The 13,446-nt window shown below is 76.0% G+C and carries 8 protein-coding genes; 5 read left to right on the forward strand and 3 right to left on the reverse strand.

Going from position 1 to position 13,446, the window contains the following annotated elements; all coding sequences use genetic code 11:
- Positions 1-81 precede the first annotated feature (81 nt).
- The 4 genes from HUT16_RS28690 (at position 82) to HUT16_RS28705 (ending at position 9,607) form a co-directional block, all read left to right on the forward strand.
- Positions 82-3,036 (forward strand): BTAD domain-containing putative transcriptional regulator, encoded by a 2,955-nt coding sequence (locus HUT16_RS28690; RefSeq protein WP_176190942.1) that lies wholly within the window; start codon positions 82-84, stop codon positions 3,034-3,036.
- Between the two features lie 969 nt (positions 3,037-4,005).
- On the forward strand, positions 4,006-4,392 hold the full coding sequence (gene paaI, locus HUT16_RS28695) for a hydroxyphenylacetyl-CoA thioesterase PaaI (protein WP_176190943.1): 387 nt from the start codon (positions 4,006-4,008) through the stop codon (positions 4,390-4,392).
- A gap of 163 nt (positions 4,393-4,555) precedes the next feature.
- On the forward strand, positions 4,556-8,674 hold the full coding sequence (locus HUT16_RS28700; protein WP_254898033.1) for a bifunctional nitrate reductase/sulfite reductase flavoprotein subunit alpha: 4,119 nt from the start codon (positions 4,556-4,558) through the stop codon (positions 8,672-8,674).
- Positions 8,675-8,869: 195 nt separating this feature from the next.
- Positions 8,870-9,607: a ferritin-like domain-containing protein gene (locus HUT16_RS28705; protein WP_176190944.1), complete on the forward strand. Its 738-nt coding sequence runs from the start codon at positions 8,870-8,872 to the stop codon at positions 9,605-9,607.
- Positions 9,608-9,683: 76 nt separating this feature from the next.
- Here the strand turns inward: HUT16_RS28705 and HUT16_RS28710 are convergent, their stop codons facing one another.
- The gene (locus HUT16_RS28710) at positions 9,684-10,175 is read right to left on the reverse strand and encodes a DinB family protein (protein WP_176190945.1); all 492 of its coding nucleotides are present in this window, start codon (positions 10,173-10,175) and stop codon (positions 9,684-9,686) included.
- A gap of 1,861 nt (positions 10,176-12,036) precedes the next feature.
- Here HUT16_RS28710 and HUT16_RS28720 point away from each other — a divergent pair.
- Positions 12,037-12,771 carry a helix-hairpin-helix domain-containing protein gene (locus HUT16_RS28720; protein WP_176190947.1) on the forward strand — a complete coding sequence of 245 codons (735 nt, stop codon included), beginning with the start codon at positions 12,037-12,039 and terminating at the stop codon, positions 12,769-12,771.
- Here HUT16_RS28720 and HUT16_RS28725 read toward each other — a convergent pair.
- Complete coding sequence (locus tag HUT16_RS28725; protein WP_176190948.1) at positions 12,740-13,189, reverse strand: hypothetical protein; 450 nt, start codon at positions 13,187-13,189, stop codon at positions 12,740-12,742. The two genes, HUT16_RS28720 and HUT16_RS28725, sit on opposite strands and share 32 nt — an antisense overlap.
- Before the next feature lie 82 nt (positions 13,190-13,271).
- A complete protein-coding gene (locus HUT16_RS28730; protein WP_176184174.1) occupies positions 13,272-13,427 on the reverse strand; it encodes a hypothetical protein in 156 nt (51 codons plus the stop codon).
- Positions 13,428-13,446: the final 19 nt, after the last annotated feature.

Below are 13,446 nucleotides of genomic sequence, written 5' to 3' on the forward strand. Positions count from 1 at the left end.
TTCAGGGCCCCGGTGGCATGCACCGGATAACGACCGGATAACCTCCCTGACCGGACGAGGCACCACGATGGGGGGTACACGGTGAGATTCCGGCTGCTCGGGGCGGTCGCGGCGGACGGCGCGGACGGCGCGCTCCCGCTCGGCCCGGAGAAGCGGCGCAGCCTGCTCGCCCTGCTGCTGCTGCGCCGCAACCGTGCCGTGTCCGTCGCCCAGCTCACCGAGGCGCTCTGGGTGGACGAGCCGCCCGCGAACGCCCGCACCGTCGTGCAGAGCCACGTCTCCCGGCTGCGCGCGGTGCTCGCCGAGGCGCACGCCGACCGGCACGGTGTCCGGCTCGCCACCGCGGGCGACGCCTACACCCTGCACCTGCCCGAAGGGCTGCTCGACGTCGAGCGGTTCGACGCGCTGGTCGCCGCGGCCCGGGGCGAGCGGCGCTCCGCCGAGGTGGTCGACGCCCTCGAACGCGCCCTCGGCCTGTGGCGCGGCCCCGCCCTGACCGGCACCGTCGCCAGCACCCCGCTGGAGGCCTGGCGGCAGACCCTGGAGGAGAACCGGCTCGCCGCCGTCGAGACGCTCGCCGACCACCTCCAGCGGCTCGGCGAACCGGCCAGGGCCGCCGAACTGCTGCGCGCCGAGACGGTCGCCCACCCCTTGCGCGAGTCGCTGGTCTCCGCGTTGATGCTCGCCCTGTTCCGGGCCGGGCGGCAGTGCGACGCCATCGACTGGTACCACCGCACCCGGGAGTCCCTGGCCGACCGCCTCGGCGTCGACCCGGGCCGGGCCCTGAACGCCGCGTACGAGCGCATCCTGCGCGGCGAGGGCGAGGAAGGTTCCGGGGGCGGGACGGGTGGTGCGGGCGGCGAGCCGGGTGCCGAACCGGTTGTCAGACCGGCCGCCACCGCCACCCCGGCACCGGCACCGGCCGCCACCCCGGCACCGGCACCGGCCGCCACCCCGGCTCCGGCACCGGCTCCGGCACCGGCCGTTCGGGCCGCGGCGGCGCCGAGCATCCCCGCCCAGCGCGCCCGGGCCGGACGGGCGCCGGGCGCGCACCGCCGAGGCCGCCGCCCGGCCCGGCCCGTGTCCGCCGTTCCGGTCGCGGTGCCGGCCGCCGTCGACCTGCTGCCCCGCGCCCCGCGCGGCTTCTACGGCCGGGCCGCCGAACTCGCCGCCCTCGGCGACGCCCTGCGCACCGGCCCGGACGGGGCGATCGCCCTGGTCACCGGCCCGGCCGGGGTCGGCAAGACCGCGCTCGCGCTGGACTGGGCGCACCGGCACGGCGGCCGCTTCCCCGACGGGGTGCTGTTCGCCGACCTCGGCGGGTTCAGCGACCGTCCCGACCGCGAACTCGGCGACGTCCTGGCCGAGTTCCTCGTCGCCCTGGGCACCGACCCGGCGGACCTGCCGCCCACCCTGGCCGGCCGCGCCGCGCTCTACCGGCGGGCCACCACCGGGCGCCGATTGCTGGTGGTGGTCGACAACGCCCGGGAGTCCGAGCAGGTCCGCCCGCTGCTGCCGGCCGGCACCGACTCGGCCGCGCTGGTCACCGGCCGCACCCGGCTGCTCGGCCTGGTCGCCTCCGAACTCGCCCGCCCCGTCCCGCTGTCGGTGCTGCGCCCGGCGGAGTCCGCGGCCCTGCTCTCCCGCGTCCTCGGCCCGTCCCGGATCGCCGCCGAGCCCGAGGCCGCCCGCGAACTCGCCGACCTGTGCGACGGGTTGCCGCTCGCGCTGCGGATCGCCGCCGCCAAGGCCGCCGCCGACCCGCGCCGCGGCCTGGCCGCCGTCGCCGAGCAACTGCGGCACGAGCAGCGCCGGTTGAGCCACCTGGCAGCCGAGGAGATCAGCGTCACCAGCGCCCTGCGGATCTCCCGTGAGCAACTCCCGCCCACCGCCGACCGGTTGTTCCGCGCCCTGGGCCTGCACCCCGGCCCGATGGTCGACGCGCACACCGCCGCCGCCCTCGCCGACCTCGAACACCACACCGCCGCAGAGGCGTTGGAGCAGCTGGCCGCCACCCACCTGGTCACCGAGACCACCGCCGAGCACTACACCCTGCACGACCTGGTCTGGCTGTACGCCCGCCAGCTCGCCGCCGAGACCGACCGGGCCGAGCAGCGCACCGCCCGGGCCCGGCTGGCCGACCAGTACCTGTACGCCGGACTGGCCGCCGCGCAGTGCGCCGAGCCCGGCAGCCGGCCCTGCTGCGAACCGCCCGCCACCAGCCGCCGCCCGCGCTCCGTCCCCGAGTTCGGCACCGTCGAGGATGCCCTGCAGTGGCTCGGCGCGCACCGCGAGACGCTCGCCGAGGTGATCGCCACCGCCGACCCCGAGCGGGCCTGGCGGCTGGTGCTCACCCAGTGGCCGCTGATCCTGCGCCGGGTCCGCGACGGCTGGGTGCCGCAGCTCCAGCTCGCCCTGGAGGCGGCGGTGGAGACCGGACACCCGGACGGCGAGAGCCAGGTGCGGGCGCTGCTCGGCTGGGTGCTGGTCTCCAACCGCCGCCTGCACGAGGCCGCCGCCTGCCTCACCCCCGCCGCCGAGCTCGCCGCCCGGGCGGGCAACCAGGTCGGCCGGGCGATCGCCCTGATCAACCTGGCCGCCGTGCACTCCGAGCTCGCCGACCACGCGGCCGCCGGGGCCGGCCTCGCCCAGGCCCTGCAGATCGCGCTGGCCGCCGACCACCCGCACACCGTGGCGCTCGCCCTCCAGCACCTCGCCCGGCACCACCTCGACGTCGGACGCCCGCAGCAGGCCCTCGACCACGCCCTGCACGGCATCGGGCTGAGCACCGGCGAGCGCCCCGACCCGCGCCGCGTCCTGCTGCACAGCGCGGCCGGCGAGGCGCTGTCCGGGCTGGGCCGGCACACCGAGGCCAGGGAACGGCTCACCGCCGCCCTCACCGAGGCCGAACGGATCGGCCACGACGAGGCCACCGCCGACGTGCTGCGCACACTGGCCCGCACCGAGGAGGCCGCCGGACTCACCCAGACCGCCGCCGCCCACCGCCGCCGAGCCGACCAACTCTCCCCGATCTGACCCCCACCCACCCCAACGCCTACCGCCCCACCCCGCCTCAACACCTGCGCCTGCGGGCTGCCTCGGCACTTGCGGCTCCGGCCCGGCTCAACGCCTGCGGCTCTGGCCCGCTTCTGCGCTTGCGGCCCGGCCTGCGGCTCCGGTCTGCCTCGGTGCCTGCGGCTTCGGGTTGCCGTCTTCGTCCGCTTCGGTGCCCGCCGCCAGGCCGGTCGGCTGTCGCCGATCCGAGGTCCGCCCGCTTCGGCGCTCGCGGCTCCGTCCCGCTTCGACGCTTGCGGCTCTGGCCCGGCCTGCCGTTGGCGACCCGCTTCGGTGCCGGCGGCTGCGGGCTGCGGTTCTGGCCCGCCTCAGCGCCTGCGGCTGTGGCCCGGCTCGCCGCTTTGGCCCGCCTCAACCCTTCCGGCTCCGGCCCGCCTCGACACCTACGGCTGCGGCCTGCCGTCCTCGTCCGCTTCGCCGCCCGTCGCCGCCGGGCCGACCGGCTGTCGCCGATCCGAGGCCCACCGCTTCGGCCTGCTTCGACGCTTCCCGATCCGACCCGTCTCGATGCCCGTTGCTCCCGCCCGGTCCGCCGGTGGGACGTTAACCGGGCGCAGCCGAAAGGCAAACCTGTTCGGCGAGGATGGCCGGACGGCCGTGCGCACCTGGCGGACCGTCCCTGAGCCGTTCCCCCGTGCGGCGGGGGCCGCCGGGCGGGTGCGCACGGTTCCGTGGGGCGGTACGACGGTGGGTGGGAGCGCCGGGACGTCCGCCGACGGCCCGGCGGAGCCGCCGTCCCCTGCCCGTCGGGTCGGGACGGGCCCGCCCGTCGCCGGGTCCCGGTGTGGGGCCGGACCCGGCGGCGCTGGGGGCGGCCCGCGCCCGGTGGGACCGCATTGACAGGCTGTCAGCAGATCGGTCTAATGCTGCTTCGGCTGAACGCGCAGCTCACCGGGGGAATCTGCCGTGGGACGTTCCAGGATCGACGCAATGTTCGAACGCGACCGGGCCGCCCGCGGGGCGGGCATCGTGCTCGGGGAGGTGACCGGAGGGCGTGCGGTGGCACGGATGAAGGTGACCGAGGAGATGGCCGACGCGCACGGGATCGGGCACGGCGGGTACGTGTTCCTGCTCGCCGACACCGCGTTCGCCTACGCCTGCGACAGCTACGGGCCGCTCGCGTTCGCCCAGGGCGCGCAGATCACCTTCCTGGCCCCGGCGCAGCTCGGCGACGAGCTGGTCGCGGAGGCCGTCGAACGGACCCTGGCGGGCCGCAACGGCGTCTACGACGTCACGGTGCGGACGGCCGCCGGCGCGGTGGTCGCTGAGTTCCGGGGCCAGAGCACCCTGGTCACGGGGGTGCCGCACAGCGGCTGAGCGCCCGCGCCCCACACCCGTACCCCCCCGCCCGCCCCTCACCGGACTCCGCACCCCGCTGTGCGGTCGGTGTAACCGCCGACCGTTCGTCGCGGAGACAGCGGCGAAATGCGCTCTTCCTACAGTCGCCACAGGCAGGTGCAGGTCGAACGGAAGGGCTCCCGTGGCCGGACAGGTGGCGCAGGACGCAGCGAAGCCGCAGCGACCGGGGACCGAACAGGTCAGGTCGGTCTGCTCCTACTGCGGGGTGGGCTGCGGCCTGCTCCTGGACATCGGCACCGGCCCGGACGGCCGCCGTACCGTGCGCAAGGTCTCCGGCGACCCGGACCACCCGGCGAACCGCGGCCGGCTGTGCACCAAGGGCGCGACCACCGCCGACATGCTGGCCGCCCCGGGCCGGCTGTCCACCGCCCTGGTGCGCACCGTCCGCGGCGAGGACCAGGTGCCGGTGCCGGTCGCCGAGGCGATCGCCGCCACCGGGCGGCGGCTGCGGGCGATCGTGGACGAGTACGGGCCGGACGCGTTCGCGCTGTACGTGTCCGGGCAGATGAGCCTGGAGGCCCAGTACCTGGCCAACAAGCTCGCCAAGGGGTACGTCCGGACCAACCAGATCGAGTCCAACTCCCGGTTGTGCATGGCCAGCGCCGGGACGGGCTACAAGCTGTCGCTGGGCGCGGACGGCCCGCCCGGCTCGTACCGGGACCTCGACCTGGCCGACGTGTTCCTGGTGATCGGCTCCAACGCCGCCGACTGCCACCCGATCCTGTTCCTGCGGATGATGGACCGGGTCAAGGCGGGCGCCAAGCTGATCGTGGTCGACCCCCGGCGCACCGCCACCGCCGCCAAGGCCGACCTGTTCCTCCAGCTCAGGCCCGGTACCGACCTGGCGCTGCTGAACGGCCTGCTGCACCTGCTGCACGCGAACGGGCACACCGACCCGGCGTTCATCGAGCGGCACACCGAGGGCTGGGCGGCGATGCCGGACTTCCTGGCCGACTACCCGCCGGCCAAGGTCGCCGAGCTCACCGGCCTCGCCGAGGCCGACATCCGTCGGGCCGCCGAACTGATCGGCGAGGCGGGGGAGTTCACCAGCCTGTGGACGATGGGCCTGAACCAGTCCACGCACGGCACCTGGAACACCAACGCCCTGGTCAACCTGCACCTGGCCACCGGCACCATCTGCCGCCCCGGCAGCGGCCCGTTCTCGCTGACCGGTCAGCCCAACGCGATGGGCGGCCGCGAGATGGGCTACATGGGCCCGGGCCTGCCCGGCCAGCGCTCCGTCCTGGCCGCCGCCGACCGGGAGTTCACCGAAGGGCTGTGGAACCTGCCGCCCGGCACGCTGCGCGCCGACGGCGTCGGTCGGGGCACCGTCGAGATGTTCCGGAAGATGGCCGACGGCGAGATCAAGGCGTGCTGGATCATCTGCACCAACCCGGTCGCCTCGGTCGGCAACCGGCGCACCGTCATCGAGGGCCTGGAACGGGCCGAACTCGTCATCACCCAGGACGTGTTCACCGACACCGAGACCAACGCCTACGCCGACGTCGTCCTCCCGGCCGCGCTGTGGACCGAGACCGAGGGCGTGCTGATCAACAGCGAGCGCAACCTCACCCTGGCCCGCCCCGCCGCCGACGCCCCCGGCGAGGCGCTCCCGGACTGGCGGATCATCGCCGAAGTCGCCCGGGCCATGGGCTACTCGGAGGGGTTCGACTTCACCGACGCCGAGCAGGTCTTCGAGGAGCTCAAGCAGGCGTACAACCCCGTCACCGGCTGGGACCTACGCGGAGCCTCCTACCCGCGGCTGCGCGACACCCCCGTGCAGTGGCCCGCCGCCGACCCGGACGGCCCCGACCGCAACCCGATCCGCTACCTGCTCCCCGACGGCACCCCGCACTTCCCCACCCCCAGCGGCCGGGCCGCCTTCCACCCCCGCCCGCACCTCGACCCGGACGAACTCCCGGACGACGACTACCCGTTCGTACTGAACACCGGCCGCCTCCCGCACCAGTGGCACACCCTCACCAAGACCGCCAAGGTCGCCAAGCTCGCCAAGCTGAACCCGTCGCCGTTCGTCGAGATCCACCCCGAGGACGCCGCCGCGCTCGGCATCGGCGAGGGCGACGGCGTCGAGGTATCCTCCCGGCGCGGCCGGGCCGTGCTGCCCGCCAGGGTCACCGACCTGGTGCAGCGCGGGAATTGCTTCGCGCCGTTCCACTGGAACGACCTGTTCGGCGAGTACCTGTCGGTCAACGCGGTCACCTCCGACGCCGTCGACCCGCTCTCCTTCCAGCCCGAACTCAAGTACTGCGCCGTCTCGTTGACCAAGGTCCCGACGCCCGCCGCCCTCGCCGCCCCCGCGCCCGCCGTTCCGGTCGCCGCCCCGGACGCCGTCCTGGCCGCCGCCACCGCCCCGTCCTCCGCCGCGGTGTTCGGGCTGGACAGCGCGCCCCCGCCGGTCCTCTCCGAGGGCGAACGCCGGTACCTGGCCGGGTTCCTGGCCGCCATCCCGACCGGACTGCCCGGCGTGCCGGTGCTCCCGGTCGATGCCCCGTTCGACCCGGCGCACGCCCAGTGGGTCAACGGCGCCCTGGCCGGGCTGTACTCACGCACCGCCCAACCCGCGCCGTCCGTCGTCTCGGTGACGACCCGTCAACTGATCGTGCTGTGGGCCTCGCAGACCGGCACCGCCGAGGAGTTCGCCACCACCGCCGTCGCCCGCCTCACCGCCGGCGGCCACCCCGCCGCGCTGCACGCGATGGCGGACACCGACCCGGCCGCGCTGCCCGGCGACGCCGACCTGCTGCTGATCACCTCCACCTACGGCGATGGCGACGCCCCCGACAACGGCGCCGGATTCTGGGACGCCCTCACCGCCGCCGACCCCGCCCGCCTCGACGGCCGCCGCTACGCCGTCCTCGCCTTCGGCGACTCCAACTACCAGGACTTCTGCGGCCACGGCCGCCGCCTCGACGACCGGCTCGCCGAACTCGGCGCCCACCGCCTCGCCCCCCGCGTCGACTGCGAACCCGACTACGAGAGCACCGCCGACACCTGGCTGGACAGCGTGCTGGCCGCCCTCTGCCGGGACGCCGCGCCCGCCGCCCCGGCCCCGCCCGCCCCGACGCCCGCCGCCCCGGCCCCCGCCGCTGCCGCCCCGCGCCGCACCACCACCCCCGCCCGGCTGGTCGGCAACCGGCTGCTCTCCGGGGCCGGTTCGGGCAAGGAGGTCCGCCGCTTCACCTTCGACACCGCCGCCCTCGGCCTCCCGCTCGACTACGCGGTCGGCGACGCGCTCGCCGTCCATCCCGTCAACTCGCCTGCCCTGGTGGACGAGTGGCTCTCCGTCACCGGGCTGCCCGGCGACAGCGCCGTCACCGTCGGCGGCCAGGGCGACCTGCCGCTGCGCGAGGCGCTCGCCCGGCACCTGGACATCACCAGGGTCAGCCCCAAACTGCTCCGCTTCACCGCCGAACGCACCCGCGACGACCGCGAGTTGCGCGCCCTGCTGCGCGCCGACAACACCGACGCGCTGGCCCGCTGGACGTGGGGACGCCAAGCCGTGGACGTGGCAGCCGAGTTCGGCGTCCGGGCGGACGCCCAGGAGTGGGTCGAGGTGTTCGGCCGGCTCCAGCCCCGCCAGTACTCGATCTGCTCCAGCCCGCTCACCGACCCCGCCCTGGTCTCGCTCACCGTCTCCGTGGTCCGCTGGGACAGCCTCAAGGGCCAGCCGCGCGGCGGCGTCTGCTCCACCCACCTCGCCGACGCCGACCCGGACGCCACCGTCCCCGTCCACCTCCAGCGCTCCCCGAACTTCCGCCCGCCCGCCGACCCCGCCACCCCCATGGTCATGGTCGGCCCCGGCACCGGCGTCGCCCCCTTCCTCGGCTTCCTGGAGGACCGCCGGGCCCGCGGTCACCGGGCCCCCAACTGGCTGTTCTTCGGCGAGCAGCACCAGGCCACCGACTTCTACTACCGGGAGGAACTCGCCGCCCACCTCGCCGACGGCACCCTGGCCCGCCTCGACACCGCCTTCTCCCGCGACCAGCGCGCCAAGGTCTACGTCCAGGACCGGATGCGCGAGCACGGCCACCACCTGTGGTCCTGGCTCCAGGACGGCGCCCACTTCTACGTCTGCGGCGACGCCTCCCGGATGGCCAAGGACGTCGACCAGGCCCTGCGCGACATCGCCACCGCCCACGGCGGCCTCAGCCCCGAGGATGCCGCCGCCTACGTCAAGTCCCTGGCGGCGGAGAAGCGCTACGTCCGCGACGTGTACTGACCCGCCCCGCCCCCGATCCGGGCCCGCCTGCTCCGCTCCGATCCGTCCCGATCCGGGCCACGGCTATTTGAACGCGTTCAGGGGTGCGGTAGCGTACTGGTCGTGCGCCACCGAACCGTGGCGTTCATCCCGGTACGCCCGCATGTCGCCCGGTCGCGGCGGGCCCAGCACACGCACCAGAACGGGGGCACAGCCATGCCCGGAAGCGGATTCGGCGAATGGGTGGCGGAGTTCGAGGCGGAGCGCGCCCGGCGGGAGCGGACCGCGGACCCGCGGTGGGAGCGGGGCGCCGAACTGCCCGCGACGGTGGCCCGCAGCCTGCAGAAGTTCCAGGTCGGCGAGAGCGGCGACGGCGCCAACCTGCGGACCAAGGCCGACCAGGCCGGGGACGGCGCCTACGCGGCGGCGGTACGGCTGTTCGTCGACGAGGAGCGCAACCACGGGCGGCTGCTCGCCGAACTGCTCGGCGCGGCCGGCGTCCCGCTGCTGGACGGCCACTGGAGCGACGGGATATTCGTCCGGGTGCGCCGACTGCTCGGCCTGCGCACCGAGTTGATGATGCTGATGGTCGCCGAACTGATCGCCGTCGAGTACTACCGCAGCGTGCGCGACGGCCTGCCCGACCCGCTGACCCGCGAGGTCACCGACCGGATCCTGCGCGACGAGCGGCGCCACATCCCCTTCCACGTCCTCCGCTTGCAGCAGTCCTTCGAGGAACTGCCGCCCCCCGCCCGCCCGTTCGCGCACCTGGCCTGGCTGCTGCTGGCCCTCGCGGGCGCCCTGTTCGTGGCCGTCGACCACGGCCCCGCCCTGCACGCCGTCCGCGCCTCGCGCACCCGCTTCCTGCTGGCCGTCACCCGCCACGCCTGGGCCGTCGGCACCCGGATGGCGGCCCGGGACGGGCGGGCGGCGGCCGACCCGCTCGCCGGTTAGGGCCCCTCGGCTCGTCGGCTCGTCAGCCCCTCGGCCCCTCAGCCCGTTCGCCGGGGCCCGCCGCCCGCGATCCGCCCTACTCCCCGGTGCTGCCGTCGATGCACTCGCGCAGCAGGTCGGCGTGGCCGTTGTGCCGGGCGTACTCCTCGATCATGTGGGTGACGACGTAGCGCAGCGTGAAGACCTCCTCGCGCCAGCGCACGGGCGCGTCGAAGGAGGCGGCGTCGTTGACGGTGGCCCGGGAGCGGGCGCACTCCTCGTGCCAGACCCGGAACGCCTCGTCCGGGTCGGCCGCCGCCACCTCGAACGCGGTGCCGCCCGGCCAGTGCACGGGTGCCTCGTCGCCGTTCACCACGTTCCGGAACCAGCCCCGCTCGACCTCGGCCAAGTGCCGCACCAGGCCGAGCAGGGAGAGCTCCGACGGCGGCACGGCTCGCAGCCGCAACTGTTCGGACGTCAGCCCGGCGCACTTCATCGCCAGCGTCTCGCGCTGGTACTGGAGGAACTCGGTCAGGGAGGCCCGGTCGTCGGCCACCCGGGAAGGCTCGGTGCGCTGCTGATCGCTCATCCGACCATCATGCCAACCCGGGCCGACGTCCGGGCCGCCTCCCGGCAGCTCCGGCCGTCCGGCCCGCCCGTGGGACCGGCTGCGGCCGGTTGCGGCCCGGCTGCGGACCGGCCGGGCCGCCCCGGCGGTGAGCAGGCCCGATGCCCGGCAGTAGCATCCTGCGGATGACCACCACCGTGCTGCTGGTCGACGCCGCCGTCCTCGGCTCCACCGGCACCGCCCTGCTGCTCGGCCCCCGCGCCCTGCGCCCGCCCGTTCCCGCCGTTCCGGCCNCCGCCCCGGCCGTTCCGGCCGCCGCCCCGCCTGCCCCGGCCGTTCCCGCGACCCCGGCCGTTCCGGCCGTTCCCGCCGTTCCGGCCGCCGCCCCGCCTGCCCCGGCTGCTCCCGCCGTTCCTGCCGCTGCTCCCGCCGTTCCGGCCGTTCCCGCCGCCCCGGCTGCCCCTGCCGCCGCCCCGGCCGTTTCCGCCACCCCGACCGCCCCGGCCGTTCCGACCGTTCCTGCCGTTCCCGCCGCCCCGGCCGTTCCGGCTGCTCCCGCCGCCCCGGCCGTTCCGGCTGCTCCCGCCGCCCCGGCCGTTCCGACCGTTCCCGCCGCCCCGGCCGCTCCGCCTGCCCTGGCTGCTCCCGCCGTTTCTGCCGCCGCTCCCGCTGTTCCTGCCGCCGCTCCCGCCGCCCCGGCTGCCCCTACCGCTGCCTCCCGCGGCATCCGGCCGGAGGTGCTGCTGGCCGGGGTGGTCGCGCTGGTCTACCTGAACCAACTGCTGTGCTCCGCCTACCTGTTGCGGGTGCACGGCGGCGACGCCGGGTACGTCGCCCGGTACCTGCCGCCCGGGTGGTTCGCCGAGCCGACCGGGCACCCGGTGGTCCGGGCGCTGGCCGCGCACCTGCCGGTGCCCGGGCTGTTCGCGCCGACGGTGCTGCGGGTGCAGGCGTTCCTGGAGCTGCCGTTCGTACTGCTGGCCTACGCGACGGTGCTGCACCGCCTCGGCCCCGCGCTGCTGCGTCGCGTCCTCGGCTCGCCCGCGCTGGTGTGGACGACCACCGCCTCGTACACCCTGGTGTTCTGCACCGTCGAATGGGCGCTGCGCAACCCGTGGACCGTCCAGGACGTGGCGATCCGGATGCTGTCGGCGCTGTGCACCGCGCCGCTGCTGCTGCGCACCGCCCGCCGCGCGCCGGGGGCGGAACGGCCGCTGGACACCCTCGGGTTGCTGCGCTTCGCCGCCGAACTGTGGGCCGTCGGCACCCTGGTGATGGTGGTCTACGACACCGCGCTGCTCTACAACCTCCGCCACCTGCAAGGACGTTGGCCCGAAGCGGTGCTCGCCCTGGCGGTCCTCGCCGCCACCGGGCGCGACCGCCGCCCCGCCCCGGTCGCCACCCCCGGCCCCGGGACCGCCGCGCTCGCCGTGCTGCTGCGCCGGACGCTGGTGCTGTTCCTGGTCCCGGCCCTCGCGGTCCGTTACGGCCTCGGCTTCGCGCACCCCGGGCTCGCCGCGGCCGGAGCGCTGTCGGTGGCGCTCGCCGCCCTCGCCGACCGCCGCATCCGCGCGGCCGCCCGCCCGCTCGGCCTCGCCGGTGCCGTCGGCCTCGCCGCCGCGTACCTCGCCCTGCACCTGCGCCAGGACGCCCACCCGGAGAGCGGCCTGCTCCGCGCGATGGTCGCGCTGCCGGTCGCGGCGGCCCTGCTGCTGGCCCGCACCGACCGCCGCCGCGGGCGCGATGCCGCCGCCGACTGAACGAAGCCGGTCCCGAACCGTCCCGAACGCCCTATCATGGGGCGTCACTTGCCGCCCCGACCCCGGCACGCGGCGCGGCCCGCCCGCCTCGCGCGGCCCGGCCCCGGACGAGAGCCGCCACCATGACCGCACCCCACCCGCCGCACCCCGGCGGGCAGTCGCCCCTCCCGCCGCCGACGGCGCGCCGCCCGAAGGGGAACTGGTACTTCGTCGCCATGATCTGCTCGTTCGGCCTGCTGACGCCGCTGCCCTTCCTGCACGCGGCCTCCCGGCTGAACCGCCGCAGCCTGCGGATGCGCGCGGCGGTCTACGCCGTGCTCGTCGTCCTGCTGTTCACGCTCAGCTCCTTCGTCCCGCACGACGCGCAGGGCCACGTCAGCGGGGGAGTGGGCGACGCGCTGGAGGGGCTGTTCGTGATCGGCCTGGTCAGCACCGTCGGGTTCGCCTGCGTGCAGATCGGCCCGGTCCGCCGCGAGGTGTACGGCCTGGCCGTCCCGCCGCCGACCGGCCCCGGCTCCGCCGACCCCGTGGTGGCGGCCCGCCTCGCCGCCCGGGCCCGGCGCGAGGAGGCCCGGGCCCTGGTCGCGCGGGACGCCGTGATGGCGCACGAACTGCGGATCGGCCGCCCCGACCTGGCCGGCCCCTACGACGACGGCGGCCTGGTCGACCTCAACTCCGCCCCGGCCGAGGCGATCTCCGCCCACTGCTCGCTCCCGCCCGAGGCGGCCGCCCGGGTGGTCCGGGCCCGCGAGGAGCTCGGCCAGTTCCGGACGGTCGACGAGGTGGCGGTGTACGCCCAGCTCGCCGAGGGCGAGACCGCCCGGGTCAAGGAGTACGCGGTCTTCCTGCCGAAGTGACGGCGCCGGGCCCGGTCTCGGTCCCGGGCCGGACCGCGCCGCCCGCAGCCGTGCGCGGGGGGAGCCGGACGGCCGCGCACGCCAGCAGTTCGGCGCCGGTCGCGTCGAAGTACAGCAGGAACCACCAGGACCGGTCGACCGTCTCGATCCAGCCGGTGCGCAGCCACGCGCCGCCGTGCTCCCGCAGGATCGCCACGCTCTCGTCGAGGCCGACCGTGAGCTGCCCGGTGTGCCGGGTTCTCCGCAGCCTGCCCGCGCTGTTGCCGAAGACCATCCAGTGCGGCGCCGGGTCCGGCAGGAGCACGACCTCCCCGCCCGCGCGGACGGCCTCCCGGGCCATCGCGCACGCGCCGGTCTGCTCGGCGAGCAGCGCGACGACCTCCTCGGGCCGCACCGGCGGCCTGCGTTCGACGTCCACGCGGTGACGGTACGGCGCACCCGCCGACGCCCGCAACGGCATTCGCCCCGGCCCACCGGACCCGCGCCGGGCGGCAGCGGGATCAGGGCGTGAACCGCCCCCGCACCGCCCGCAACAACAGCACCAGCGTCCGCCGCGCGGCGGCGCGCCGGTAGCCGTGCCGCGACCAGACGGCCGGCAGCACCACCCCCGCGAAGACCAGCAGGGCCAACAGGAAGAGCATCAGTTCGGCGCTCACGGACGGGACTCCTCGTACT

It is taken from the genome of Kitasatospora sp. NA04385 (assembly GCF_013364235.1).
Taxonomy (GTDB): Bacteria; Actinomycetota; Actinomycetes; order Streptomycetales; family Streptomycetaceae; genus Kitasatospora.

Excerpts from the sequence above, each read along its gene's own strand:
- paaI (WP_176190943.1), top strand. The coding sequence starts at position 4,006 with ATGTTCGAACGCGACCGGGCCGCCCGCGGGGCGGGCATCGTGCTCGGG.
- HUT16_RS28705 (WP_176190944.1), top strand. The coding sequence starts at position 8,870 with ATGCCCGGAAGCGGATTCGGCGAATGGGTGGCGGAGTTCGAGGCGGAG.
- HUT16_RS28710 (WP_176190945.1), bottom strand. The coding sequence starts at position 10,175 with ATGAGCGATCAGCAGCGCACCGAGCCTTCCCGGGTGGCCGACGACCGG.
- HUT16_RS28720 (WP_176190947.1), top strand. The coding sequence starts at position 12,037 with ATGACCGCACCCCACCCGCCGCACCCCGGCGGGCAGTCGCCCCTCCCG.